The organism is Nostoc sp. (genome assembly GCF_036919815.1).
GTDB lineage: Bacteria > Cyanobacteriota > Cyanobacteriia > Cyanobacteriales > Nostocaceae > Nostoc.
In genome coordinates, this window is the sequence record NZ_JBALCE010000031.1 from 45846 (window position 1) to 69139 (window position 23294).

Here is a 23294-nt window from a genome sequence, read left to right on the forward strand (position 1 = left end):
GACAAATGACTAATGACAACTGACTAATCTTGACTTGCAGCCATTGCCCGAATAATATCACCACGAGTCAGGATACCAATTACTTGACTTGCGCCCTCAAGTACTGGCAAGCGGTGAACGCTGCGATCGTGCATGATTGTAGCTGCTTCCGCTAAAGTTTTATCAGGGGAAATAGTGATCGGGTTTTTACTCATCACCTCCCCAACGGTTTGCCCTAGTGCCTTGTGCAAATCACGATCATAAGTACCAGGATTTTGTAAATAGATAACGCTATCAAGAAACATAATGTACGCAGGTGGAGTAACACCAGTTTCTTGCCACATCAAATCGGTTTCCGAGATAATGCCCACCAATTTACCGACATCATCCACAACAGGTAGTCCGCTAATGTGCCGTTCTGCGAGAATTTGGATAGCTTCCTTTAGTGGAGTTTCTACCCGAACGACAATTGGATCGCGGCTCATCACATCGGCAACGGTTTTAGGCATTTGTTTGACTGACACCTTTAATCAAAGTCCCTGCGCCTATTGTAGAAAATTGTGGGACTCAACCTGATGCAATTAATAGATTGTTACGGTATTGGGCATTGGGCATGGGGCATGGGGCATTGGTTACTAAGCTGTTGGAGATAAAAGTTGCATATTACCTAGAAGTAAAACTCTTGTGGGGTGGGCCGAAAAGCCCACCCTGGTTATGCAAATTAAAAGTACATTAGCTTAATTCTCCTCTCTCACTCCCCCACTCCCATTCGGCTACGCTCACGGCAAGCCTACTCCCTACTCCCTTTTAAGGCAGCAATAATTTGAATATTTGCTTTCGGAAAAGTAAACTGCTCCAGTTCTTCCAAAGTTACCCAGCGAATTTCATCGGATTCTAAAGGTTGGGGAACACCTGTAAGATGACGGCAGTGATGTACTGTGAGGGTAACACGCAAGTCTGTATAAGTGTGGTCAATAGTAATCAGATGCTCTCCCACTTCAATTACTATTCCCAGTTCTTCGGAAATTTCCCGTTGAATACACTCGCTGATAGTTTCAGCAGGCTCAATTTTACCACCAGGAAATTCCCACAAACCACCCATCGCTCCTTCTGGACGACGGCGATCGATTAAAATTTGCTTTTGGTCATTCCAAATTACTGCAACACCAATGATTTTATGGGGTGGGAAAGAACTAGTTTCACTCATAATTGATTGTGCAAATCGGGAGTAGGGCAAGAATTCCTGACTCTAGACTCTTGACTAATAACAAAACTCGGCAGACTGCTTTGAACTCTGCCGAGTTTGTATTTATTGCGAAGGTTGTCTACCTCTGTTAGTTTATCCACAAATGTAGATTAATCATTTAGAAATACCCATTTAGTTGAACTAATGACCAAATTACATGAGTTCAGAGATAACCAAATCCAAAAACTCCGCCTTACTGTACGCCAACCTCCGCCTTCCTACCCTGCGGGAAGGCGTTCGCGTAGCGTCTCGTAGAGAAGCGCCTATGCGTTGAAATTTCAACCTTCATTTGTCACTATTTGGGATTTTTTAAACAGATTGAACTGATGCATGATTGGGAATTAGGGGCAAATATTTCGCAAAAGCTTATTTTAAATTCGTATTCCCGTGAGTGTGACTAGCTATCAGCCCAACAATATAGAATTTCCTAAATTTTACTCTAGTCAATTTGGCTATTGTTGGTTTCAGTTCCTTGTAGGGCGATTTCAAAATCCATTCTCTGTTCAGCGTTACGCAAGAAATAACCACTAATCATCGCAGAAGCCAGAAGCCGACCCAGATTTTCCCGATTTGTGGTTACAGTAACCCCAAAGTGTTCTGAAGGTAGATTACCCAATAGTCCTGTAATATTCCGTTCCATCACCTGAAAGACTTCGGCAGACGTGGGTTTGGATAGCTGGGTAACTGTCTCTGGACTCAAGGATTTAACGTACTGCCATAATAAATCGCTAGTTTCTGATTCGCTATTAAAAAATTCTGAGACACGATTGGATGGGTTACTCATTTTTTAGCTCCTTAACTACCATTACTGGCTGACGTGCTTATGATTTGAATATTAAATACCTGTTTTGGATTTGACTTAGCTAGCTATTTGGTCTTCCTGTCAACTAATGTAACAACCTAACGTCAGAGTGGAAGTAGGTGTAACCGTACCAAAGTCAGCGTATTTTCTCACCCCAATCATTAACAAATAAACTGAGAAGTGAGAGTTAATTAAAAACTCATCACTCCTCACTCCTAACTTTCCCCTAACTTGCCAAATATTCATCCATGCTGGCTTTAGACTTGCGAAGTTTGGTTAAGGCTTCGCGCTCGATTTGCCGGACTCGTTCCCGACTGATGTTCAGTATTTCACCAATTCTAGCCAGAGTCAGGGCTTGCCCATCAGTTAAGCCAAAGCGCAGGGTGATCACTTCCCTCTGTTGTGGTGTCAAGTCCCCCATCAGGCGATTTAAGTCATAAGATAGAGAAGATTGCATGACAAACTCTTCTGGAGATGCTCCTGGATCTTCTAGCATTTCTCCGAGTTCGGTGTCGTAATTATCACCCAGTCGCAAATCCAAGGAAAGGGGCAAACGCGCCTTTTCTAGATACTCTCGTACTTGTTTGGGGGTCAATTCTAATTCTTGAGCTAGCTCACCAGCAGTAGGAGCGCGTCCCAATTTTTGAGACAATTGACGCTGTGCTTTTTTTATCTTATTTAATTTTTCGGTTATGTGGATCGGCAGCCGAATGGTACGAGCTTTTTCGGCTATAGCACGAGTGATCGCTTGCCGAATCCACCAATAGGCATAGGTAGAAAATCTGTACCCTTTGGTGGGGTCAAACTTTTCTACGCCGCGTTGCATACCGATACTACCTTCTTGGATCAAGTCCAGTAAATCGACGTTACGCTTTATGTACTTTTTGGCAACGGACACTACCAGGCGCAAATTGGCTTCTACCATCTTGCGCTTGGCAATTTCACCATCAGCGATCGCTTCGTTCAAGTCTGCTGGTTCTAGCTTTGTCACTTTAGCCCACTCTTCTAGAGTCGGTTGACGATCTAACTGGGTGGCAAGACATTCTCTTGATTGATGCAAAGCGCAGGAACGTTGCACTTGCTTACCATAGAAAATCTCTTCCTCGTGGGTTAAGAGTGGCACACGGCCAATCTCACGCAGGTAAGTCCGCACGAGGTCTGTGGCTGTCTGAGCGGTCTTCATGGCGCTACTCTTTGGTAATGATGGGTTTGGCGGTAGGGTCATTAACGGATAGATGCTTTGTTAGGGTGCTACCCAGTCAGACTGGGAACCCATGCTCTGGTTTGCAATTTACGCGCCCGATCAACTCGTCGGCTGCTCATAATAATCAAATTTGGGCTACTAACTGCTAAAAATTACAGTTATTTCCTACTTTCCACAAGTATCTACAGTTAGATAAAAGGTAGCTTCTTAAACATTTTTCTATTGGAACCTTATTAACAATTGTAACATTTATGAGAATGTTTTGGCTAGATGGCGACATTAAATTTCCTGGCTGTTCCAGTTCATGCAATGTCAACCTTTTTCTCAAGGCTGACTAGAAGTCAATTTAAGAAATTATCTGGCTCAAAGTAAGCTTCCTCATATTTGTCAAGATATCTTAATGAGAACTATAGTCATTCTCTTATAACAATTGTTTAACTTTTTCTTGGGCATAGGTTATTCTCTTTGCCCATTAGCGTCAACTTAAGGTGAAAGCTCGTCTAGAGCAAGCTTTTAGAAATTGTCTCGAAAAGAAGTCTCTGACTCTTAATGCCTAATGGGGGGCTGCCGCCTCAAGACTTGCGGCAGAGCCGTAATGAGCTGCATTTCCAGCCAGAGGCTGGAAACGAGGTTTTAAAGGGTTTTGGCTGAAGTTGACACCAATGCTTTTTGTCTCCCTGATCTCCCACCCTGCGGGTTCGCGTAGCGTTCCGTAGGAAAGCTAAAGCTACATACATCTCCCCCACTCCCCACTCCCATTCGGCTACGCTCACGGCAAGCCTACTCCCTGACGATCGCGCAGTAATCTTGGATAGTTTTTACGTCCAAAGTCGTAGTTTGTAAGGAACGGATGGCGGCGACGGTAGCTTTTGCGCCGGCGATGGTAGTAATGATCGGAATTTTGTAAGCTAAAGCTGTGCGGCGGATTAATCTAGAATCAGTCTGGGCTTCTTCCCCTGAAGGTGTATTGATAATAAGTTGGATTTTCTGGTTTTTGATTGCATCTAAGACGTGGGGACGACCTTCATGGAGTTTCAGTACCAACTCAATATTTAACCCCTGTTCCAGAAGAACTCGGCGTGTACCAAGGGTAGCCATCACTTTAAAGCCCAAATCGATAAATTCCTTCACCACACCACCGGCAGCAGCTTTATCGCGATCGCTCATTGATACAAATACGGTTCCCGTTAACGGTAAACGCTCTCCAGCACCCAATTCCGCTTTGGCAAAGGCCCGGCCAAAGTCGCTGTCAATCCCCATCACCTCACCAGTGGATCGCATCTCTGGGCCTAATATCGTATCAGTTCCAGGAAATTTATTAAAGGGTAATACTGCTTCTTTGACGGCAATATGTGTGGGGATAACTTCTTCGGTGAAGTGTAGCTCCTCTAAGGTTTTGCCTGACATAATTAAGGATGCTAGTTTTGCCAACTGTACGCCCGTTGCTTTAGAAACAAATGGCACTGTGCGGGAGGCGCGGGGGTTGGCTTCCAAAATGTAAACTTGGGGAGAATAGCTGCTTGCGCCGACAACGGCAAATTGAATATTCATCAATCCCACGACTGACAGCGCTTGTGCTAGCTGCACTGTCCAAGTGCGAATTTGATTGAGAACTGCTGGTGATAGGGAAATGGAAGGTAAGGAACAAGCGGAATCTCCTGAGTGAATCCCGGCTTGCTCGATGTGTTCCATGATGCCACCAATTACCACCCGTCCTGTATGATCAGCGATCGCATCTACATCAACTTCAATCGCATTTTCTAAAAACTTATCAATCAAAATCGGATGTTCTGGTTCCACTAGCACCGCAAACGTCATGTAACGTTCCAACTCAGCATCGGAATAAACGATTTCCATCGCCCGTCCCCCCAACACATAGCTGGGACGCACCACCACTGGATAGCCAATGCGTTTGGCCACAATCAGCGCATCTTCATAAGTCCGAGCGATACCATTGGGCGGTTGGGCAATATTCAACTGTTGGAGAATCTTTTCAAACCGCTCCCGGTTTTCTGCCATGTCGATGGAATCTGGCGATGTACCCCAAATTTTAGTGAGCAGTCCTGAAGTGTCATTGTTAAGAAACTCTTGTAATGGGAGAGCCAACTTTAGCGGTGTTTGTCCGCCAAATTGGATTATTACGCCGACTGGATTTTCAGTTTCGATGATGTTAAGGACATCTTCTTTTGTTAAAGGCTCAAAGTAAAGGCGATCGCTGGTATCATAATCTGTTGAAACTGTCTCTGGGTTGGAATTGACCATAATTGTCTCATACCCTGCTCCCTTCAAGGCATAGGCGGCGTGACAACAACAATAATCAAACTCAATTCCCTGCCCAATGCGGTTGGGGCCACCACCCAAAATCAATACTTTTGGCTTGGTTGCGGGCATTACCTCTGTTTCTTCTTCGTAGGTAGAATAGTAGTAGGGAGTAAACGCTTCAAACTCCGCAGCGCAGGTATCCACAGTTTTATAAACTGGGATAATCCCTAGTGACTTGCGGTAAGCGCGAACTTCATCTTCGGTGGTTTTGGTGGCATAGGCAATCTGGCGATCGCTATATCCGTCCCGCTTCACTTCATAAAGTTGCTCTTTTGTCAATTGCTGTAAAGGTGTCCGCTTCAGGAATTTTTCGACATCTAGCAGTTGTTGCAATTTATCCAAGAACCATCGGTCAATACCAGTAAGTTCGTAGATTTCCTCAATAGTCATCCCTTGCTGCAAGGCATGACGCACGGCGAAAATGCGATCGGGGTTAGGTGTCCGCAGTTGGGCGCGAATTTGTTCACCACTGGGTAATTTCTCAGCTTTGTCGCAACCCCAACCAGCGCGTCCGGTTTCGAGCGATCGCAGCGCCTTTTGGAAGGATTCGTTGAACGTCCGCCCAATTGCCATTGCTTCCCCGACTGACTTCATTTGGGTTGTCAGCACTGGTTCTGAACCAGGGAACTTTTCAAAGGCAAAGCGGGGGATTTTTGTCACCACATAGTCAATTGTCGGCTCAAAGGACGCAGGAGTTTTCTTAGTGATGTCATTTTGAATTTCATCTAGGGTGTAGCCTACAGCCAATTTTGCGGCAATTTTAGCGATCGGAAAACCCGTGGCTTTGGAAGATAAAGCTGAACTGCGGGAAACGCGGGGGTTCATCTCAATTACAACTACATCACCATTAACCGGATTGACGGCAAACTGGATATTAGAACCGCCAGTTTCTACACCAATCTCGCGGATGATTTTGATTGCCATATCCCGCAGCCTTTGATACTCTTTATCAGTGAGGGTTTGCGCGGGAGCGACGGTAATCGAGTCGCCGGTGTGGATGCCCATAGGGTCAAGGTTTTCGATGGAGCAGATAATCACCACGTTATCTGCCAAGTCACGCATCACTTCGAGTTCATATTCTTTCCAGCCCAGTAAAGACTGGTCAATGAGAATTTGCGAAACGGGGCTAGCATCTATACCTACCTGTGCCATTTCTTCAAATTCTTCTTTGTTATAGGCAATACCGCCGCCACTTCCTCCCATTGTGAAAGCTGGACGAATAATTAGGGGATAAGTACCAATTTGACGGGCAACAGCTTTGGCTTCTTCCAAAGATTCGGCTGTGTCGCTGGGACACACAGCTACCCCGATTTTTGCCATTGCCTGACCGAAAAGTTTTCGATCTTCGGCTTTTTCGATCGCTGGTAGTTTAGCGCCGATTAACTCAACGCCGTACTTTTCCAACACCCCATTTTTGGCTAAAGCAACGGCGAGGTTAAGGGCGGTTTGTCCTCCCATCGTCGGTAGTAGAGCATCAGGGCGTTCTTTCTCAATGACTTTTTCGACCAATTCCGGTGTCAACGGCTCAATATAAGTGCGATCGGCCGTTTCCGGATCGGTCATAATCGTTGCAGGGTTGGAGTTGACCAAAACCACCTCATAGCCTTCTTCTCGCAGCGCTTTGCAGGCTTGAGTGCCAGAGTAGTCAAACTCACAGGCTTGTCCGATCACAATTGGACCAGAGCCTAACAGTAAAATCTTCCGAAGGTCGTCACGGCGGGGCATAGTAGTTATGTTGGAGTACGAGAATACAAATCCTGATTATTTTAAGGGTCTTTACCCCCTGTCGTGCTTTTTATTATTAAGATTTTCTAAGTTTGATTATAAAGGGGAGTGGGGGGACAAGGAGAATAACCATGCCCAATGCCCAATGCCCAATAATTATTTTGTATTTCTAATTTTATTTAATTGTGATGCTTAAATTTATTAAGCTTTTGCGAATTTTTATTTTTTAATGTGATGATAGCTTGCAACAGATGGTGATTTATTTTGGCATATATCTATCTGATTATTCAGCACAAATAAATTTATTAGATAAAAATCTATCTTAACTAGCTAATTGCTAAATATTTTTAGTAATTACGCAAAATATCTCTGAAACTCTGATTTCTGCGTGTCACGCCAGTTACTACAAGTCGGGGAACCCGCCCAACGCACTGGCTTCTCTGCGCCTCTGCGGTAGCCTGCGGCAAGCCGTTCGCGTAGCGTCTCGTAGAGAAGCGTCTACGTTATTCCGTAACTCGTGCGTAAGTCCTAATTTTCAATGTTAAATATTATGTGTATATGTTTACTTAAATTAAAAATGGCAGAGAAATAGTGATGCCATTCTCTGCCATTTTTATAATATTTTAAGAGCTAGTGCTGCCAACTTTTTGTTTCAGTCTAAATAGACAAATCTAGATGATGAGAGTTTTAGCTTTGAGCAGCTTGGACAAACGCTAATGTTAAGCTGTCTTTGGCGAGAAAATGAGACAAATGATAAGCACGTTCCTCAGTTTTTAACAAAATCTTTTCGTACAGATAGCGCGTACCCCGATCGCCTAAACTCTCTGCCTGAGCAGCTTGGCGGCGAATTACGCCAATAATGGCTTGTTCTGCGGCTAGGTCATTTTCTACCATTTGGCGAGAGGAATATACCCCTTCAGATTCTTGCTCAAAACAGGTTAATTCTGCTAATTTGCTGAAAGTCGCTACTGGCACACCACCTAATCCATCCAAGCGTTCTCCAATTTCATGAACGTGGTCTTGTACTTGGTCGTAGCTTTCGTTAAAAAACTCATGCAGAGAGTAAAATTCTGAGCCTTCAACTACAAAATGATGCTTTTGGTACTGCAAGTATAGTGCCTGGAAACTAGCTAATACAACGTTGAATCCTTCTGTAACTGGAGCAGTTACGCTGTGATCCAGTAATACGGGATTGTCATATACATGACCAAAATTCCTTAACAAAGTTTGCGTTTCAGACATTGTTTTCCTCGCTTTTTAGCAGTTATAGATTTTAACTGCTTATTCTTTACATATTAACATTTTAATAATGAATATCAAGCCGATTCGCCATCACAACATTTTGTATTCTTGCCTACTAAAAGTCTCAACTTTATTGTTTTCTGGATGATGGTACGCTCATCAAGTTGCATATATCTATCATTATTATTGACATATAGACTTAAATATGCATACTTTCCAAGGGAGTAGGGAGATGGGGAAGACAGGGTAGAATTTCTCCTTATCTGCCACCCTGCGGTCAGTTAAAGCTACATCTGGCCTAGTCTTTTTCTTCTCTACCAGAGGCTGCGCGTAGCTTGCTTCCCTGTAAGGGTACAATTTTGAATTGATTTCTTCCGGATGCGATCGCTGCAAAAATTTTATTTTTTCCAAAATTAATGATAATTATTTGCACTTAAGGTATGCTAGTGTCCAGAGGCTAAACTCCTAAGACTTTCAAAAAGCAGGGAGTTAAATCTTAATAGTTACTGCAAGTTTGTTGCACTTTGAGGGCAATTTTCTTGAAATCATCTAGTTCAGAAATAGAAATAAAGCACCTTGTAGAGGTGAATTGGGCAGATCGCTGGCAAGTGTATCATCGCCTAAAGGAGTTAGACATTTCCTGTAGTTGTGCGGCTAACCAGCCATTGAAAGTTGAAATTGGCTCTCCTCTGACAGCTATTCAACTTTGGAGTGTGAACCGGCGATTTACAGCCTGTCGTCAAGACCAGATTTGGACTCTTGAGCGCTGCTGGTATACTCGTTACCAATAGTTATAATCTGTGGCTGCTGCTGAGAATCTCTCGCTTGATAGCTTGTATTAGTTAAAATAGGTCAAAAAAATGAGTGCATCCCAGACTACAGAAGTATCAGAATTTTGCCTTGAGGGCAGGTTTATAGAGTTTGTGATTAAAGATGGCTATAAACTTAAAGGCTTACTGTTGGCGACTCATGAGGGTGAGTCTTACATTAAACTAGCTAAACATTTACGGGCTGCTTTTGATTTGCGCTTACCACCAGGTACTTGGCTACAAGTTGTTGGTTATAAAGAATACGATATAAAAAAAGACAAAATTACACTGAAAGCTGAACGTGTGATGGCGGCGCGTTCTGAGATGGAGAGAGTTCACACGACTCCAGTACAAGAACCCCCATCTATTGATAATGTCAAGGTAAAACCAGCTAAAACTAAAGCCACGATTTTGGTATGTGAAAAGTCTGATTGCATGAAACGCGGTGGTAAAGCAGTTTGTCAGGCGTTGGAAGCGGCTTTAAGCGATCGCGGTTTAGAAGACCAAGTTACAATCAAGGGCACTGGTTGTATGAAAAACTGTAAAGCTGGGCCTAACTTAGTAATGCCAGATAAAACCCGCCATAGCCGAATTCAAGCCTCACAAATCCCCGCGTTGATGAATCAGCATTTTGGTGACAAGAGTTTGTCAGCACAGGCGGAGAATTTAAAGGAAATGGCGATACTTAATGGCAAGTTCTGCGGAAATAAGTAGTGGAATCTTGACATTTTAATGAGAAAGTTTAATAATATCTTCTCAAGTGTGTTCCATTAATATTCGGCATTAAGCTATTGCTATAAATTGCAATAGCTTCAAAAAACTGGCTTGAATTCAAGCCAGTTTTTTGAGTTAATAGGGTTTCTATTGAGCAACTTTTAACCGTGATGCTCCGATAATTTGTAAAGATCAAGGGAACATGGTTGATTGGTGAGTAGGTAGAAGCAGAGAGGCTGATCGTTAGACATCGCTGGTATTTAACGCAAGTAAAAACCGCTATATTTATACAGAATTGCATTGAGCGATGCCTGCGGCGGGCTACACCTACGCCTATAGCATCTCATGAGAAGGGCACAGTTGTAAAAGCGATCGCTTTATATTTTAATGCAGTTGAGTTGAGCGATCGCTGGCTTGGTAGGGTGCGTTAGCAGCAGCGTAACCCATCGAAAGTATCTAGAATGATGCATTAAGAATGTAATGGACTCTACAAATTTTTAATATTTGTAAGTCACTCATCGGAGTCTGAGCCTGAACCCTCATTCCCCGGATTTCTCACAAAGCCTAAAAGAATCGGGATCAAAAACTACCAAAATGGCTATTACACATGAATTCCAGCAGTTTTAAGCATGACCCCCAATAAAACAGATTGTATACCGGAACAGTTCAAATTTGAACAAGTAAAGTCAATTAAAGCCTGTAAATTTTTGTTCACGCCCATGATTTTTTTCACTTGTGAGAAATCCGGGGAGATGTGTTCTCCTCAGTCGGTCACATGCTCATGGGCTTTCTGCTCTAATATTTGTAAGTTACTCAAGCTACAGTAAGGTTCATTTACCAGATATGGCTTGGATGACTATTGGGGTAATAATTTTTTTGACAAGGGAGAGGAAGTGATATGTCTTTTGAATATCCTCAAGATTTCAGATACCTGGATTCTCATGAATATGTGCGACTAGATGGTGAAATTGCCACCATTGGCATTACTGAATTTGCCGTACATGAATTGGGTGATATCGTCTTTTTGGAACTGCCAGAAATTGGCGACGCTCTTTCCAGAGGAGAAAACTTTGGCACAATTGAATCAGTGAAAGCCGTTGAAGAACTGAATTCACCAGTGACAGGTACAGTTATAGAACGCAATGAAGCTTTAATTAATTCTCCTGAAGAAGTATCAGAAGACCCCTACGGGGAAGGGTGGTTTTTGAAAGTGCGCGTCAATGATCCTGGCGAAGTTGAGGATGCCTTGACAGCAGATGAGTATCGCGCCCTGGTAGAAGGGGAGTAGGCAATGGGGAGTAGGGAGTAGGCTTGCCGTGAGCGTAGTCGAATGGGAGTGGGGACAAGGGAGGGGGACAAGGGGGACGAGGTAAAATTTTTTCCCCGATCTCTCCCATCTTCCACTCCACTCGAAGATAAGTCATGAAATTTAGATGAACTGAAAAGTTACATCTAAATTTCATAAGTATTTATTGCAAAATATGAAATAGTACCATCTGGAGAATAATTTGTGGTATTAAACGCCCCCATTCTCAAGTCTAATGAGCAGCAAGTGCTGGACGAAAGAAGTCAAAAGTTAAGTAGTTTTGCGCCAAGACACATTGGCCCTAACTCCGATGACATCCAGCAAATGCTTAAGATTTTGGGGTTTCCCAGCCTGGATGCCCTAATTGACCAAACCGTTCCACGGGCAATTCGGCTGAAGCAACCGCTAAAGTTACCAGAAGCAGAAAGTGAGTATGCAGCACTGGCATCGTTAAAAAAAGTTGCTGGCAAAAATCAGGTTTTCCGCTCATACATTGGTATGGGATATTACGACTGCATCACCCCACCTGTGATTGGACGCAATATCCTAGAAAACCCCGGTTGGTATACTGCCTATACTCCTTATCAGCCAGAAATTGCCCAAGGGCGATTAGAAGCGCTGCTGAATTTCCAAACCCTGATTATCGATTTAACAGGTTTGGAAATCGCCAATGCCTCGTTACTCGATGAAGCCACAGCCGCAGCTGAAGCGATGAGCCTAAGCTATGGTGTTTGTAAAAATCAGGCAAATGCCTATTTTGTCTCTGGTGATTGCCATCCCCAAACTATCGACGTGTTACAAACACGGGCTAAACCATTAGGGATTAAGATTATTATCGGCGATCATCAGACGTTTGATTTTGATCAAGCAATTTTTGGGGCTGTTCTGCAATATCCTGCAAGTGATGGCACCATTTATGACTACCGCGCTTTTATAGAAAAAGCTCATGCTAAGGGTGCATTGGTGACGGTAGCAGCAGACCCTTTAAGTTTAACTTTGCTAACCCCTCCTGGGGAATTTGGCGCTGATATTGCTGTCGGTAGCACCCAGCGCTTCGGTATTCCCTTGGGGTTTGGGGGACCTCATGCGGCATACTTTGCTACGAAGGAAGAGTATAAGCGGCTGGTTCCAGGGCGAATTGTGGGAGTATCAAAAGATGCTCAAGGTAAGCCTGCATTGCGTCTCGCCTTACAAACCCGCGAACAGCACATCCGCCGCGAAAAAGCTACTAGTAATATCTGTACCGCACAGGTGCTACTGGCGGTAATGGCGAGTATGTACGCCGTCTATCATGGCCCGACTGGACTGAAGCAAATTGCCGAAAATATCCACTCTTTGACGGTTTTACTGGCAGAAGGACTGAAGCGTTTGGGTTATAGCATCAGTGACAAAGATTTCTTTGATACGCTACGAGTAGAACTGGGAAGACGCAATTTAGAAGATATTCTGGCAGCTAGCGAACAACTTCAAATTAATCTGCGGGTTTTTGATGCAACTGCTGTTGGTATTTCGCTAGATGAAACAACTACACCAGAAGACTTAATCGACCTCTGGCAGATTTTCGCTGGTACAGATGATTTACCCTTTACCCTCGAAGAATTAACTTCTCCCTCTCTTACCCATCTCTCCCGTACAAGTACATATCTCACCCATCCTGTATTTAACCGCTATCATTCAGAAACTGAGTTGTTGCGCTATCTGCACAAACTAGAAAGCAAGGACTTGTCGCTAACTACATCGATGATTCCCTTGGGTTCTTGCACAATGAAGTTGAATGCGACAGCTGAGATGATTCCGGTAACTTGGGAGGAATTTGGCAAGATTCATCCATTTGCCCCGGCATCGCAAACGCAAGGTTATCAAATCCTGTTTGAGCAACTTGAAGCATGGTTAGCTGAAATTACGGGGTTTGCCGGAATTTCTCTGCAACCAAATGCTGGTTCTCAGGGCGAATACGCGGGACTTTTGGTGATTCGTCAGTATCACGAAAATCGGGGTGAAGGACACCGCAATGTCTGTTTGATTCCCACCTCTGCACACGGTACAAACCCTGCAAGTGCGGTGATGTGCGGGATGAAAGTAGTGGCAGTTGCCTGTGACTTACAAGGTAATATTGACGTTGATGACCTGAAGAGTAAGGCAGAAAAACACAGCAATAAACTCGCTGCCTTGATGGTGACATATCCCTCAACTCACGGTGTTTTTGAGGAGCCAATTCAGGAAATCTGCGCTGTTGTCCATAGTCACGGTGGACAAGTTTACATGGATGGGGCAAATATGAATGCCCAAGTGGGAATTTGCCGTCCTGGGGATATTGGCGCGGATGTCTGTCACTTGAATCTGCACAAAACCTTCTGTATTCCTCATGGTGGCGGTGGCCCTGGTATGGGGCCGATTGGCGTTGCCTCTCATTTGGTGCCATTTTTGCCTGGACATCCTGTTGTGGGGAGTGGGGAGTGGGGAGAGACGCGATTAATCGCGTCTGTACAAGATAGTGGGGAAGAAATCTTTAATTCCCAACGTGTTGGTGCGGTGGCAGCTGCACCTTGGGGTAGTGCTAGTATTTTGGTGATTTCTTGGATGTACATCGCCATGATGGGTGCAGCTGGTTTAACCCAAGCAACTAAGGTGGCGATTCTCAACGCCAACTACATCGCCAAGAAACTGGAATCCTACTATCCGGTTTTGTATCAGGGGAAAAATGGTCTAGTTGCCCATGAATGTATTTTAGATTTGCGTAGCTTGCGAGGCGCTTCGCCATCGCTTAAAAAATCGGCTGCGATCGAAATCGATGATGTTGCCAAGCGTCTGATGGATTATGGTTTTCATGCGCCAACTGTCTCCTGGCCTGTAGGGGGTACAATCATGGTGGAACCTACAGAAAGTGAATCTAAGCAAGAGTTAGATCGTTTCTGTAATGCGTTGATTTCTATTCGCCAAGAAATCGCCGAAATAGAATCAGGTAAGGTGGATAGTGAAGATAATGTTTTGAAGAACGCACCCCACACTGCCGAAAGCCTCATCATCGGAGAATGGCATCATCCCTATTCTCGTGAACAAGCTGCTTATCCTGCGCCTTGGACTCGTGAGTATAAATTTTGGCCGGCTGTTGGTCGCATTGATGCAGCCTTTGGCGACAGGAATTTTGTTTGTTCTTGTCTGCCAATGGATGCTTATTCGTCATAAAACCATACAGTTTAGTTAAAACTTGCTCCCCACAACTCTCGTTTCCAGAAAGTTGGGGGGATTTTTTTTAGAATAAACTCTCTCTCTGGGTCTGGGCGCTTCTGCGTGAGATAAAAAATATTTATTGTTGAGCTTCAGAAGGTCAACGTCGAGCCTCAGAAGGTCAAAGTTGAGGTTTGGAAACCGAAACGGCTAGGTAATGTCTACTAACAGCTACACCTATGCGCTTTGGCAATAAGTGTGAGAATCGAACCGCAGAGGGCGCGGAGGAAGAGTTTAAGAGGGTGCTTTAGCGCAGCTTACCAAAGGTATCGCTATTATATCTATACGTATTTGCTTAATTTTGGCATCAGTCGTTAGGATATATTACAGGTGTAAAAATTATCTCTACTGCTAGCGAAAATGAGTATTGACCTTGTAGTTAATGCACTTAAGAGTATTGCTAAACCTGCGGCTTCTCTAGTTATCAATCAAGCCATCCTAAATCTTTTTCGAGAAAGAGAAATTAAAAATGCTTTTTGGAGTGCTTATACTGCAAATAATCCCTTGGGTTTCTGCAAGGAAGTAGAAAAGTTTTTGAAGGGAAATGATTTAGAATATGATATCCGATTGTTGAGAATTGAACTGCGATCGCAGTTGGAGGAATTTGGGGAAATATTTATTCAGGTTGCTCAAAGAAGTAAATCAAAAGAGTTTGAGCCTTTCACTGAATGGAATTTAGACGAGTATCCAGCAGAATTTAAGTCGTTAATTAGAGAAAAAATTCGCTCGTTTTGCGGTCGTAAGTTTGTTTTTAAGGCTTTTAAGCAATTTTGCGACAAAAATCGCAGTGGTTATTTTACAGTAATAGGTGATGCAGGGATGGGCAAGAGTACCATTGCTGCTAAATACGTCTGGGACAATAAATCACCATGCTATTTTAATATTCGCTCAGACGGTCGCAATCGAGCGAAGCTATTTCTTGACAGTATTCGCAAACAATTAATTAAGCGTTACCAGTTGCAGAATGCTGAAAAAGCTAATTTAGCGGATTTACTAGAACAGGTTAGCAAAAAACTGCCTACTAGCGATCGCCTAGTTTAGAAGCATATTATCGGCAGCATTTACAGCAAATGATTCCACCTGAACAAGGGACGGAACATAGCACAGATGTGTTAAATGTCTTAATTCAGCAGCAAAAAGCAATCTCAGTAGAAGCGATTGCACAAATCATTGATACTGATGAATATGAAGTTGAGGAAGTTCTAGAAAGTTGGCTTGAATTCTTACACCAAGAACAAATTGACGGAGAAACCCATTATAGTCTCTATCATTCCAGCTTCCGTCATTGGTTAGGTACACAACAAATACAACCTGATGATTAACTATTGATTAATTTGTGCAATTCTTCTTTTAAAGATAACGGCTCATACCCTAATGCAAATGCTTTGGAACTATCCAAAGAAACATCTGCTGGTCTAGGTGCTGCCATTTTCACATCTTGTTGTCGGCAAGATTTAAGCCCAGTGACGGGAAGTTGAAATACTTCCACTAATAGCTGTCCAAAATCATAACGCGAAATCCGCTCTTTGCCACCTAAATGAATGATGCCGTTAACTTTTTCTAATGCTAATAAAAGTCCTTTGGCGGCAGTTGTTCCACTTACTGGTGTGCGAAATTCATCTATAAATAAACTTAATTCTTTTTCGGCTTGTAAAGTTTGAATAAATGGCTGAATAAAGCTTTTAGCTGTGGGTGTTGCTGCACCAAACATCAACGGCATTCGACACACTGCGGTCATCAGATATCTTTCTAGCATACCTGCTTCTGCGATCGCTTTTTGCTCACCGTAAAGATTGACAGGACACACGGGGTCTGTTTCTCGATAGGGGGCATTTAAGCCATCAAAAACTAAGTCGGTTGAGGTAAAAGCACAGGGAATAGAATTATCTGCACATAGTCCGGCTATATTACAGGATGCTGTGACGTTAATTGCGTGCGATTCTTCGGGGTGGGTTTGACAAAAATTTGGTTGCGAATGTGCAGCTGTATGAATAACTGCTGTTGGTTTAACATTACTAAATATGCGCTGCAATTCCTGAAAATCTGTTAAGTTCACTTTTAGCATTTTGATGCCAGGAATCTCTAGAGGATGGGAAAAATAAGTGCCATAAACTTCCCATTCTTGTTTTGCAAGCTGGCAAAGATGCCATCCTAAAAAACCACTTCCTCCGGTGATTAACAATTTTTTCATGTCTAATTGTAAACCGCTCAATCAAAAAATTACAGCAATTTTATATTGTATACTGAGTGGTGGTGACAAAATGCTATTGCAGTAATTCCTGAAAGCGCTTTTCACTACGCACTTTGCTAAAGTCTGGGTCAGTTTTTGCTAACTTCTTGTATTTATCAGGAACAAGCTGGATTGCTTTGTCTAAGTTCTCAATTGCTAATTCCAGATTGCTTTGTAAAGCATAAGAGCAAGCTTTGTTGTAATATACTTGGTGCAAATCTTGCTTGATAGCGATCGCTCGATCATAAGATCCGATCGCATCTTGGTAGCGGTGCAGCTTTGTTAGAGCAATGCCTTGGTTAATTAAGGCTTCATACTTGTCGGGCTGAATGGCGATCGCTTTGTCGTAAGATGCGATCGCGTCTTTGTAGCGTTGCAACGATGTTAAGGCGATGCCACGATTATACCACGCTTCATATTTGTCGGGTTTGATGGCGATCGCTTTGTCGTAAGATGCGATCGCGTCTTTGTAGCGTTGCAACGATGTTAAGGCGATGCCACGGTTAATCCAAGCTTCAGGATTCTCAACTTTGATGGCGATCGCTTTATCATAAGCTTTTATGGCATCTTCGTAGCGTTGTCCATCTAATAAATGATTGCCTTGATGAAAGAAATCTTCTGCTTTTTGCGTAGCCTTCGCTTCGATCAAAAGTTGGGTTACATTAGTTTCTTGGACAACTTGTGTAGTGTTTGCTATCGATGAGTTTTCCCCACCACTACAGCCAAATGCGAAGAAAGCTATCAAGCCAGATGCAACGAAGCAGCGCTGAAAAACCATGCTGTACCTACAAAACTTATCAGATGATGTTAAAATTTGTGCGTTTTTTGAGTATTATCAAAATACACTAGTTTTAACCCCTTAATTTACTTATTTTTTGAGAAAGAGCTTTATTGACGAGGCATAAAAGCTGCTTTAAATCAAGTGTATGTTACATTATCATATTAAATACATATAAAGCAATTGCTTTACTTAAAGCTTACTTAAACAATAATTTGCCTTGCTATATAGGCAGCGTAAGCGTAGCCCGTACTTCAACTAAAAACACAAAGAGGCAAAAGATGCGATCGCGCTTTTGCCTCTTTAGATAAAACCTAACTAATCCCAAATACTGACTCGACAGTTGACTTAATCGAATCGCGTGCATCCTTTAAAGTTTGGCTAATAGGATGTTTTGCTTGCAAAAATGCGCGGGCACAATTGCGTCCCGGCATTCCCGAAATCGAACCACCTGGATGAGTCCCTGCACCAGTCAAAAATAGATTATCAATTGGCGTTTTGTAGTTGGCTATTTCTGGCAAGGGACGGAAAAATATCATCTGATCTAAGGTCATGTCAACATGGTAATAATTCCCTTTGTATGCACCTAATCTTTCTCCTAGTTCTGCTGGACTTTCTACACGACGGGCGATAGTTGCATTCTTGACATTCGGTGCATAGTCTGCCAACTTATCAATCACCCTATCTGCAACTTTGTTTTTTAATTCATCTGTCCAACCAGTACCTTTTAAACCAGTGCCTTCTGCGCCGGCAATTTGATAAGGGGCAAAATACTCAATCCATAAGGTGTGCTTACCTGGGGGCGCTAATGTGGGGTCTAAATAACTAGGCATCACCAAATACATTGAGGGGTCAGCATCAGGAATTTCTCCCAAGGTACATTTACTATGAGCCTGTTCTACATGAGCCACGGAATCTGCAATCAAGATAGAACCGACGAGATATTCGTCTTTGTGCTCGTGGTGTGGAAAACGTAGGGGTTCGTCTAAAGCCAAATCTATCTTGAGGATGGTTTCGTTGTTGTTAACGATGCGGCGGTCTAATCTTTCCCATAAGTCAGGATCAGCTCCATCAACATCGCTTTTATCAGTCATTTGCAAAAATAACCGCTTGGCATCAATATTAGAAATAACCCCGTGTTTAGCGCGATATTCTTTACCACCAGCAACCCGCACACCCACAGCTTTCCCATCATCAATTAAAACTTTTTCAACGTGCTGGTCTGTGAGAATAACGCCACCTTTACTTGTGACTAAATTCACCAACGCTTGCACAAGTGCGCCAGTTCCGCCGCGAGGTCTGGCCATCCCAGGATTATGACGCATTGCCATCATAATTGCCCCAATTGCAAGGGTTTTTTGTGATGGTGGCGCACCAAGTTCTGATGATAGTCTGGCTAGTGGCGCTTTCAGAAATTCCTCATCAAACCATTCGTTAAGTAAATCCTCGGCGCTGGTTAACATAGTGCGAATAAAGTCCAGCGTTTTGTTTGGAGAACCAATAACCGAAAATAAATCTTTCAGTTTGGTAATGTCGTAGTTACCAAGGATATCTATAATTGACTTGGGCGGTGCATTAAACATCGGAATCATTGCACCCAATGCCCTCTGCCAAAAGTCTACAAATTCCCCGTATTTTTTGGCATCACGTTCACTATAACGGGCGATTTCTGCACAAGTCTTTTCCACCGACTTATGTCCTAAGAAATACTTGCCATCAGGATGAGGACAGAAAACAACTGGATCGCACTCCAGATAATGCAAGCCGTATTTTTCTAGTTCTAATTCTTCAACAACTGGCCCCAAATGAATAAATTCATGGTCAATAGCACACAAGTTAAATTTAAATCCCGGAGCTTCTTGGGGTAAACATTCTTCAGTTGTTGCTGCACCACCTGGAACAGAACGCTTTTCTAGTAACAGAACGCTATAACCAGCTTTCAGCAAATAAGCTGCACAAACTAGCCCATTGTGTCCAGCACCGATCAGTACAATATCATACTCTTGCATAGTTGTTCTTTTTAAATTAAGTAACTTTCAAAAGCTTATTAAATTTTTAATAAATTTACATCACTCCCTAGTTACAAAAATTATCTTTAACTAGGGTGAATACTACTAAAGAGATAGTCCACTTAACGATGACGGTATTTGCTTCAGTTGAGTTTCTACCATAAGTATTAAACTACCTGTTTCTACCTGCATATCTTTAATCGAAAAAGCTATATCCTCCCATTGAAAATATGGGATGTTCATCAGTTCTTTGGCTTTCTGCATTAATGCTGTAACCCATTCTATAGAAATACCGTTTCCCTCAGTGCAGTGAAAACTTTCCAGCATTGCGGGTTGTGAATGAGTACGTGGACGAAGCAGCGCAGTGTAAGCGAAAGGGCGAGTATTTCCCATTTCTTTTAACAGCACCTTTCCCCGACATTCTATTTTGCCATCACCAGGTAAAAATACCTGAATTTCTTCCGGCTCAAAACTCACAATTTCGCCATCTACATCCAAATCAAAGTTTGGCATCTGGCTGCGAACAAAATCTGATGCCAAGGCGCAGTTAATATCTATTTCTGTAAGTATAATGCGAGCGATCGCATTTACTGGCTGATTAAATTCTATTTGACCAAAAAGAGCGCTGAAGGGATTGATAGCAATACTTTCTGTTTGCAGTTTTATTTCCTGTACGCGAATGCCTTCTTGGATGACTAATCCTTGCCCTGTAACCGAAACTCCATCCGCTTGTCCCTGAACTATTTTCAATAGATCGGTTTTTACATCTATTTTTATTTGTTCTATTTCATCTAGCTTTTCGGATATTCTTTTTTCAGCTTCTTGGGATAGAAATTTCTCCTCCAAACGATGCTCATCAGGCATGAATTAGTAATCTCCTAAATGTTCTCTTATTAGTTACTGTAAAGGCTAGTTATGAAGAGTGAATCTATATTAGGGTAGATGTAATTCTGAGGATTAAAGTAATTGTTAATTCCTAAATAGGACTGCGATCGCTAGAGGATGTTTGCGAAAGTCACAAAGTATACTAGAAACAAAGTCAATTTTTTTAACTAACCGCAGAGGCACGGAGAACACAGAGAGAAGGAAGAAATGCTTAACTGAACTATATTGCATTAAACAGTGCTTGTCTGAACGAATTGAAATTTTGGTTGGGTGACTATTTAAATTACTTATTTTAACGTTGCAAAAAAGCAATAAACTGTTACAACCTCGAAGATGTAAAATTTTTGTTAAATTCAACAAGCATCTACAGTTTCACCTCATCGTTATAAGGTACTCAGCATGACTGCAATCTCCCCAAAGGCATCTTCAGCGCTTCCTGATTTTTCTAAAGGTATTCAATATTTTGGTGAAGCGTTACCAGATTTTGAAACTTATGGTGCGACACCTGCTATTGAGTCAGGCAAAATAGCGATCGCATCTCCTACAGATCCGAATGCAGTATATCAAACTTTACTTGCTGCCGATGCCCTTCGCTACCTGACTTTACAAGTTACCGGTAGTAAGGCTTCTGGACATCCCGGCGGATTCGCCAGCCAAACTGAGGCTTACGCATCTCTTGTCATGCTGGGATATAAGAACATTCTCACTGAAGTCGGACACCACGCCCCTGGATTTTATAGTGCCATGTTCTTGGATCGTTCGCTAGAGGATATGGGAATTTTTACAGTTCAACAATTGCGCGATCGCTTCCGAGAAAAGCACGGACTTCTAGGACACCTTTCTGGTTTCATCCCCGGTATTCTCGCACCTGCGGGGCCTTTGGGACAAGGGCAACACTTTGCAATGGCGGCTGCACTGTTACACAAAGATAAGTTGTTCCCCTTTACAGTTGGTGATGGTGGATTGGGTGAACCTTATATTGTAAGTGCGATCGCGCATTTCCATACTGCTTATCCTGCTGTCACCAACTTTTTACCAATACTAGTATGGAACGGTTACAGCCAAGAACATCACAGTATGGTTTCCCTGAAAACCAACGAACAGATGCAAGCATATTGGCAAGGTAACGGTTTTGATCAAGTCGTGTTAGTGGATGCCAAAGATTTTGACGATCAAAACCAACCAGGGGATTACGTTGATAGCACCGCCTTTTCCTTTGAGAAGCGGCTAGCATTTACTCAAGCAGTACTTTCCGGTGTAGATAAAGCAGCGCGATCGGCATTGGGCGGTAAACTTACCGTCTTCATTATTAAACAACTTAAAGGTGCAGGAGTCCACGCGCGGGGGGCAAAATCTCACAACTTGTATCCTAAAGATACGCTAGATGCACCGCATATTATCAGTGCATTGCAAACCCGTGCTTTGTCTGCGGAAGCTTGGCAATTAGTACGCACAAATGCAGAACGCGCAGGCGGTGGACCAGCAGCAAAAACTGTGGTGACAGAATTTGAATTCTCATTACCAGAATTAGGCGAATTACCTTTAGAAGAATATGCAGTTGGAGGTGAAGCCAAAGTTTCCACAACTGCGATGGGACGATTAGTAGGAATAGTTGGAAAGAAAGATCAGAATTTCCTAGTCACCAACGCCGATGGTAACGAAGCATCAGGAATTGCCAACATCAACCAAGCATTAAAGATTATCCACCCTACAACCGATGACTTATATTATCAAGCACCAAATGGACAAGTTTATGAACCATTGAGTGAAGATGCTTGTGCCGGTTTAGCTGCGGGTTTGGCGTTAATGGGTGCGAGAACTTTGTGGTGTTCCTACGAATCTTTTGCCATCAACGGAGTACCAATTTGGCAAACTGTAACCCAATCAATGGCAGAATTACGCCGTAAAACTCCCTCGACTATTACTTTATTCACAGCAGGCGCATTAGAACAAGGGCGTAACGGTTGGACTCACCAACGTCCAGAAATTGAAGCTTACTTTGCTTCGTTGATGCGAAATGGAAATGTTTTCCCATTATTTCCGCCTGATGCTAATAGTATTCAAGTCTGTTATGACTGGGCGTTGAAAAGTAAGAATAAGGGAATTGTGATTACTGCAAGTAAATCGCCGTTGCCAATTCGCACAACTTTAGAACAAACTCGTCAAGGGTTGCGCGATGGTGCAGTGTTATTACATGAAATTGCTGGTGATAAACAAGTTGTATTTGCTGTAATTGGTGATATGACATTAATGCCAGTATTTGAAGCTGCGGCTTTCTTGGAAACTGAAGGTATTGGGGCGAAGATAGTTTCTATCATCAATCCTCGGCAATTGTATCGTCCTCATGATACTGCATGGGATACCTGTTCAGAACCCTATAGCGATTTCTTAGATGATGCCAAATTTGCCGAATTATTTGATGGCGATGCGCTAATTGCTGTGACAGGTGGTGCTGCGGGAATGCTAGAACCGATTCTGTTGCGGACTACAGCCAAGCGCGACACCTTCGCTTGGAAGCGTGGGGAAACTACAGCCAGTGCTGGAGAGTTGATGGCGTTTAATGGATTGACTGCTGAAGCGTTGACGAAACGTGCGATCGCTTTAGTCCATTAAAGGTAAAATTGTTTCAACTTTAATCGCATTTATACGTATACAAACGCTGAAAGATTGCGTTCCAATGCGTATATTTGCGTTTTTTTATCAGAACTTCTAAGGCATTAAGATTAGTTTAACGCGATGTGCGACTTATTTTTAAAACCCCTCTCCAAACCTCTCCCCGAAGCGGAGAGAGGCTTTGAATCTTACTCCCCTTCCC

General features: G+C 42.9%; 17 protein-coding genes. 7 read left to right on the forward strand and 10 right to left on the reverse strand.

What is annotated here, in order from left to right; all coding sequences use genetic code 11:
* Window positions 1-23: 23 nt before the first annotated feature.
* From V7K15_RS09000 to V7K15_RS09025, 6 genes are all read right to left on the reverse strand, one after another.
* Window positions 24-488 (reverse strand): CBS domain-containing protein, encoded by a 465-nt coding sequence (locus V7K15_RS09000; protein ID WP_334904947.1) that lies wholly within the window; start codon window positions 486-488, stop codon window positions 24-26.
* Between the two features lie 281 nt (window positions 489-769).
* Complete coding sequence (gene mutT / locus V7K15_RS09005) at window positions 770-1186, reverse strand: 8-oxo-dGTP diphosphatase MutT (protein ID WP_334904949.1); 417 nt, start codon at window positions 1184-1186, stop codon at window positions 770-772.
* A gap of 478 nt (window positions 1187-1664) precedes the next feature.
* On the reverse strand, window positions 1665-2009 hold the full coding sequence (locus V7K15_RS09010; RefSeq protein ID WP_334904951.1) for a DUF760 domain-containing protein: 345 nt from the start codon (window positions 2007-2009) through the stop codon (window positions 1665-1667).
* Between the two features lie 244 nt (window positions 2010-2253).
* Window positions 2254-3210 carry an RNA polymerase sigma factor, RpoD/SigA family gene (locus V7K15_RS09015; RefSeq protein ID WP_334904953.1) on the reverse strand — a complete coding sequence of 319 codons (957 nt, stop codon included), beginning with the start codon at window positions 3208-3210 and terminating at the stop codon, window positions 2254-2256.
* A gap of 801 nt (window positions 3211-4011) precedes the next feature.
* Window positions 4012-7278, reverse strand: a complete 3267-nt coding sequence (gene carB, locus V7K15_RS09020; RefSeq protein WP_334904955.1) for a carbamoyl-phosphate synthase large subunit — start codon at window positions 7276-7278, stop codon at window positions 4012-4014.
* A 687-nt stretch (window positions 7279-7965) separates the two neighbouring features.
* Window positions 7966-8520 (reverse strand): Dps family protein, encoded by a 555-nt coding sequence (locus V7K15_RS09025; protein ID WP_292766430.1) that lies wholly within the window; start codon window positions 8518-8520, stop codon window positions 7966-7968.
* Between the two features lie 539 nt (window positions 8521-9059).
* Here V7K15_RS09025 and V7K15_RS09030 point away from each other — a divergent pair.
* From V7K15_RS09030 to V7K15_RS09055, 6 genes are all read left to right on the forward strand, one after another.
* A complete protein-coding gene (locus V7K15_RS09030) occupies window positions 9060-9311 on the forward strand; it encodes an Asr1405/Asl0597 family protein (protein ID WP_334904956.1) in 252 nt (83 codons plus the stop codon).
* 69 nt (window positions 9312-9380) lie between these two features.
* Window positions 9381-10043: a (2Fe-2S) ferredoxin domain-containing protein gene (locus V7K15_RS09035; RefSeq protein ID WP_334904958.1), complete on the forward strand. Its 663-nt coding sequence runs from the start codon at window positions 9381-9383 to the stop codon at window positions 10041-10043.
* 898 nt (window positions 10044-10941) lie between these two features.
* Window positions 10942-11331, forward strand: a complete 390-nt coding sequence (gene gcvH, locus V7K15_RS09040) for a glycine cleavage system protein GcvH (protein ID WP_334904960.1) — start codon at window positions 10942-10944, stop codon at window positions 11329-11331.
* Between the two features lie 222 nt (window positions 11332-11553).
* Complete coding sequence (gene gcvP, locus V7K15_RS09045; protein WP_334904962.1) at window positions 11554-14535, forward strand: aminomethyl-transferring glycine dehydrogenase; 2982 nt, start codon at window positions 11554-11556, stop codon at window positions 14533-14535.
* Between the two features lie 402 nt (window positions 14536-14937).
* Window positions 14938-15618 carry a hypothetical protein gene (locus V7K15_RS09050; protein WP_334904964.1) on the forward strand — a complete coding sequence of 227 codons (681 nt, stop codon included), beginning with the start codon at window positions 14938-14940 and terminating at the stop codon, window positions 15616-15618.
* A 29-nt stretch (window positions 15619-15647) separates the two neighbouring features.
* Window positions 15648-15899, forward strand: coding sequence for a hypothetical protein (locus V7K15_RS09055; RefSeq protein WP_334904966.1), 252 nt, complete (start codon window positions 15648-15650; stop codon window positions 15897-15899).
* On the opposite strand, the gene V7K15_RS09060 is transcribed toward V7K15_RS09055, so the two are convergent.
* From V7K15_RS09060 to V7K15_RS09075, 4 genes are all read right to left on the reverse strand, one after another.
* The gene (locus V7K15_RS09060) at window positions 15896-16768 is read right to left on the reverse strand and encodes an SDR family oxidoreductase (protein ID WP_334904967.1); all 873 of its coding nucleotides are present in this window, start codon (window positions 16766-16768) and stop codon (window positions 15896-15898) included. The two genes, V7K15_RS09055 and V7K15_RS09060, sit on opposite strands and share 4 nt — an antisense overlap.
* A gap of 73 nt (window positions 16769-16841) precedes the next feature.
* Window positions 16842-17585 (reverse strand): tetratricopeptide repeat protein, encoded by a 744-nt coding sequence (locus V7K15_RS09065; protein ID WP_334904969.1) that lies wholly within the window; start codon window positions 17583-17585, stop codon window positions 16842-16844.
* Between the two features lie 314 nt (window positions 17586-17899).
* Complete coding sequence (gene crtO / locus V7K15_RS09070) at window positions 17900-19594, reverse strand: beta-carotene ketolase CrtO (protein WP_334904971.1); 1695 nt, start codon at window positions 19592-19594, stop codon at window positions 17900-17902.
* Window positions 19595-19699: 105 nt separating this feature from the next.
* Entirely contained in the window at window positions 19700-20458 is a 759-nt protein-coding gene (locus tag V7K15_RS09075) for an LmeA family phospholipid-binding protein (protein ID WP_334904973.1), read from the reverse strand.
* Between the two features lie 420 nt (window positions 20459-20878).
* Between V7K15_RS09075 and V7K15_RS09080 the strand changes: the two genes are divergently transcribed.
* A complete protein-coding gene (locus tag V7K15_RS09080) occupies window positions 20879-23092 on the forward strand; it encodes a phosphoketolase (RefSeq protein WP_334904975.1) in 2214 nt (737 codons plus the stop codon).
* Window positions 23093-23294 lie beyond the last annotated feature (202 nt).

Excerpts from the sequence above, each read along its gene's own strand:
- V7K15_RS09000 (WP_334904947.1), bottom strand. The coding sequence starts at position 488 with ATGCCTAAAACCGTTGCCGATGTGATGAGCCGCGATCCAATTGTCGTT.
- mutT (WP_334904949.1), bottom strand. The coding sequence starts at position 1,186 with ATGAGTGAAACTAGTTCTTTCCCACCCCATAAAATCATTGGTGTTGCA.
- V7K15_RS09010 (WP_334904951.1), bottom strand. The coding sequence starts at position 2,009 with ATGAGTAACCCATCCAATCGTGTCTCAGAATTTTTTAATAGCGAATCA.
- V7K15_RS09015 (WP_334904953.1), bottom strand. The coding sequence starts at position 3,210 with ATGAAGACCGCTCAGACAGCCACAGACCTCGTGCGGACTTACCTGCGT.
- carB (WP_334904955.1), bottom strand. The coding sequence starts at position 7,278 with ATGCCCCGCCGTGACGACCTTCGGAAGATTTTACTGTTAGGCTCTGGT.
- V7K15_RS09025 (WP_292766430.1), bottom strand. The coding sequence starts at position 8,520 with ATGTCTGAAACGCAAACTTTGTTAAGGAATTTTGGTCATGTATATGAC.
- V7K15_RS09035 (WP_334904958.1), top strand. The coding sequence starts at position 9,381 with ATGAGTGCATCCCAGACTACAGAAGTATCAGAATTTTGCCTTGAGGGC.
- gcvH (WP_334904960.1), top strand. The coding sequence starts at position 10,942 with ATGTCTTTTGAATATCCTCAAGATTTCAGATACCTGGATTCTCATGAA.
- V7K15_RS09050 (WP_334904964.1), top strand. The coding sequence starts at position 14,938 with ATGAGTATTGACCTTGTAGTTAATGCACTTAAGAGTATTGCTAAACCT.
- V7K15_RS09055 (WP_334904966.1), top strand. The coding sequence starts at position 15,648 with ATGATTCCACCTGAACAAGGGACGGAACATAGCACAGATGTGTTAAAT.
- V7K15_RS09060 (WP_334904967.1), bottom strand. The coding sequence starts at position 16,768 with ATGAAAAAATTGTTAATCACCGGAGGAAGTGGTTTTTTAGGATGGCAT.
- V7K15_RS09065 (WP_334904969.1), bottom strand. The coding sequence starts at position 17,585 with ATGGTTTTTCAGCGCTGCTTCGTTGCATCTGGCTTGATAGCTTTCTTC.
- crtO (WP_334904971.1), bottom strand. The coding sequence starts at position 19,594 with ATGCAAGAGTATGATATTGTACTGATCGGTGCTGGACACAATGGGCTA.
- V7K15_RS09075 (WP_334904973.1), bottom strand. The coding sequence starts at position 20,458 with ATGCCTGATGAGCATCGTTTGGAGGAGAAATTTCTATCCCAAGAAGCT.
- V7K15_RS09080 (WP_334904975.1), top strand. The coding sequence starts at position 20,879 with ATGACTGCAATCTCCCCAAAGGCATCTTCAGCGCTTCCTGATTTTTCT.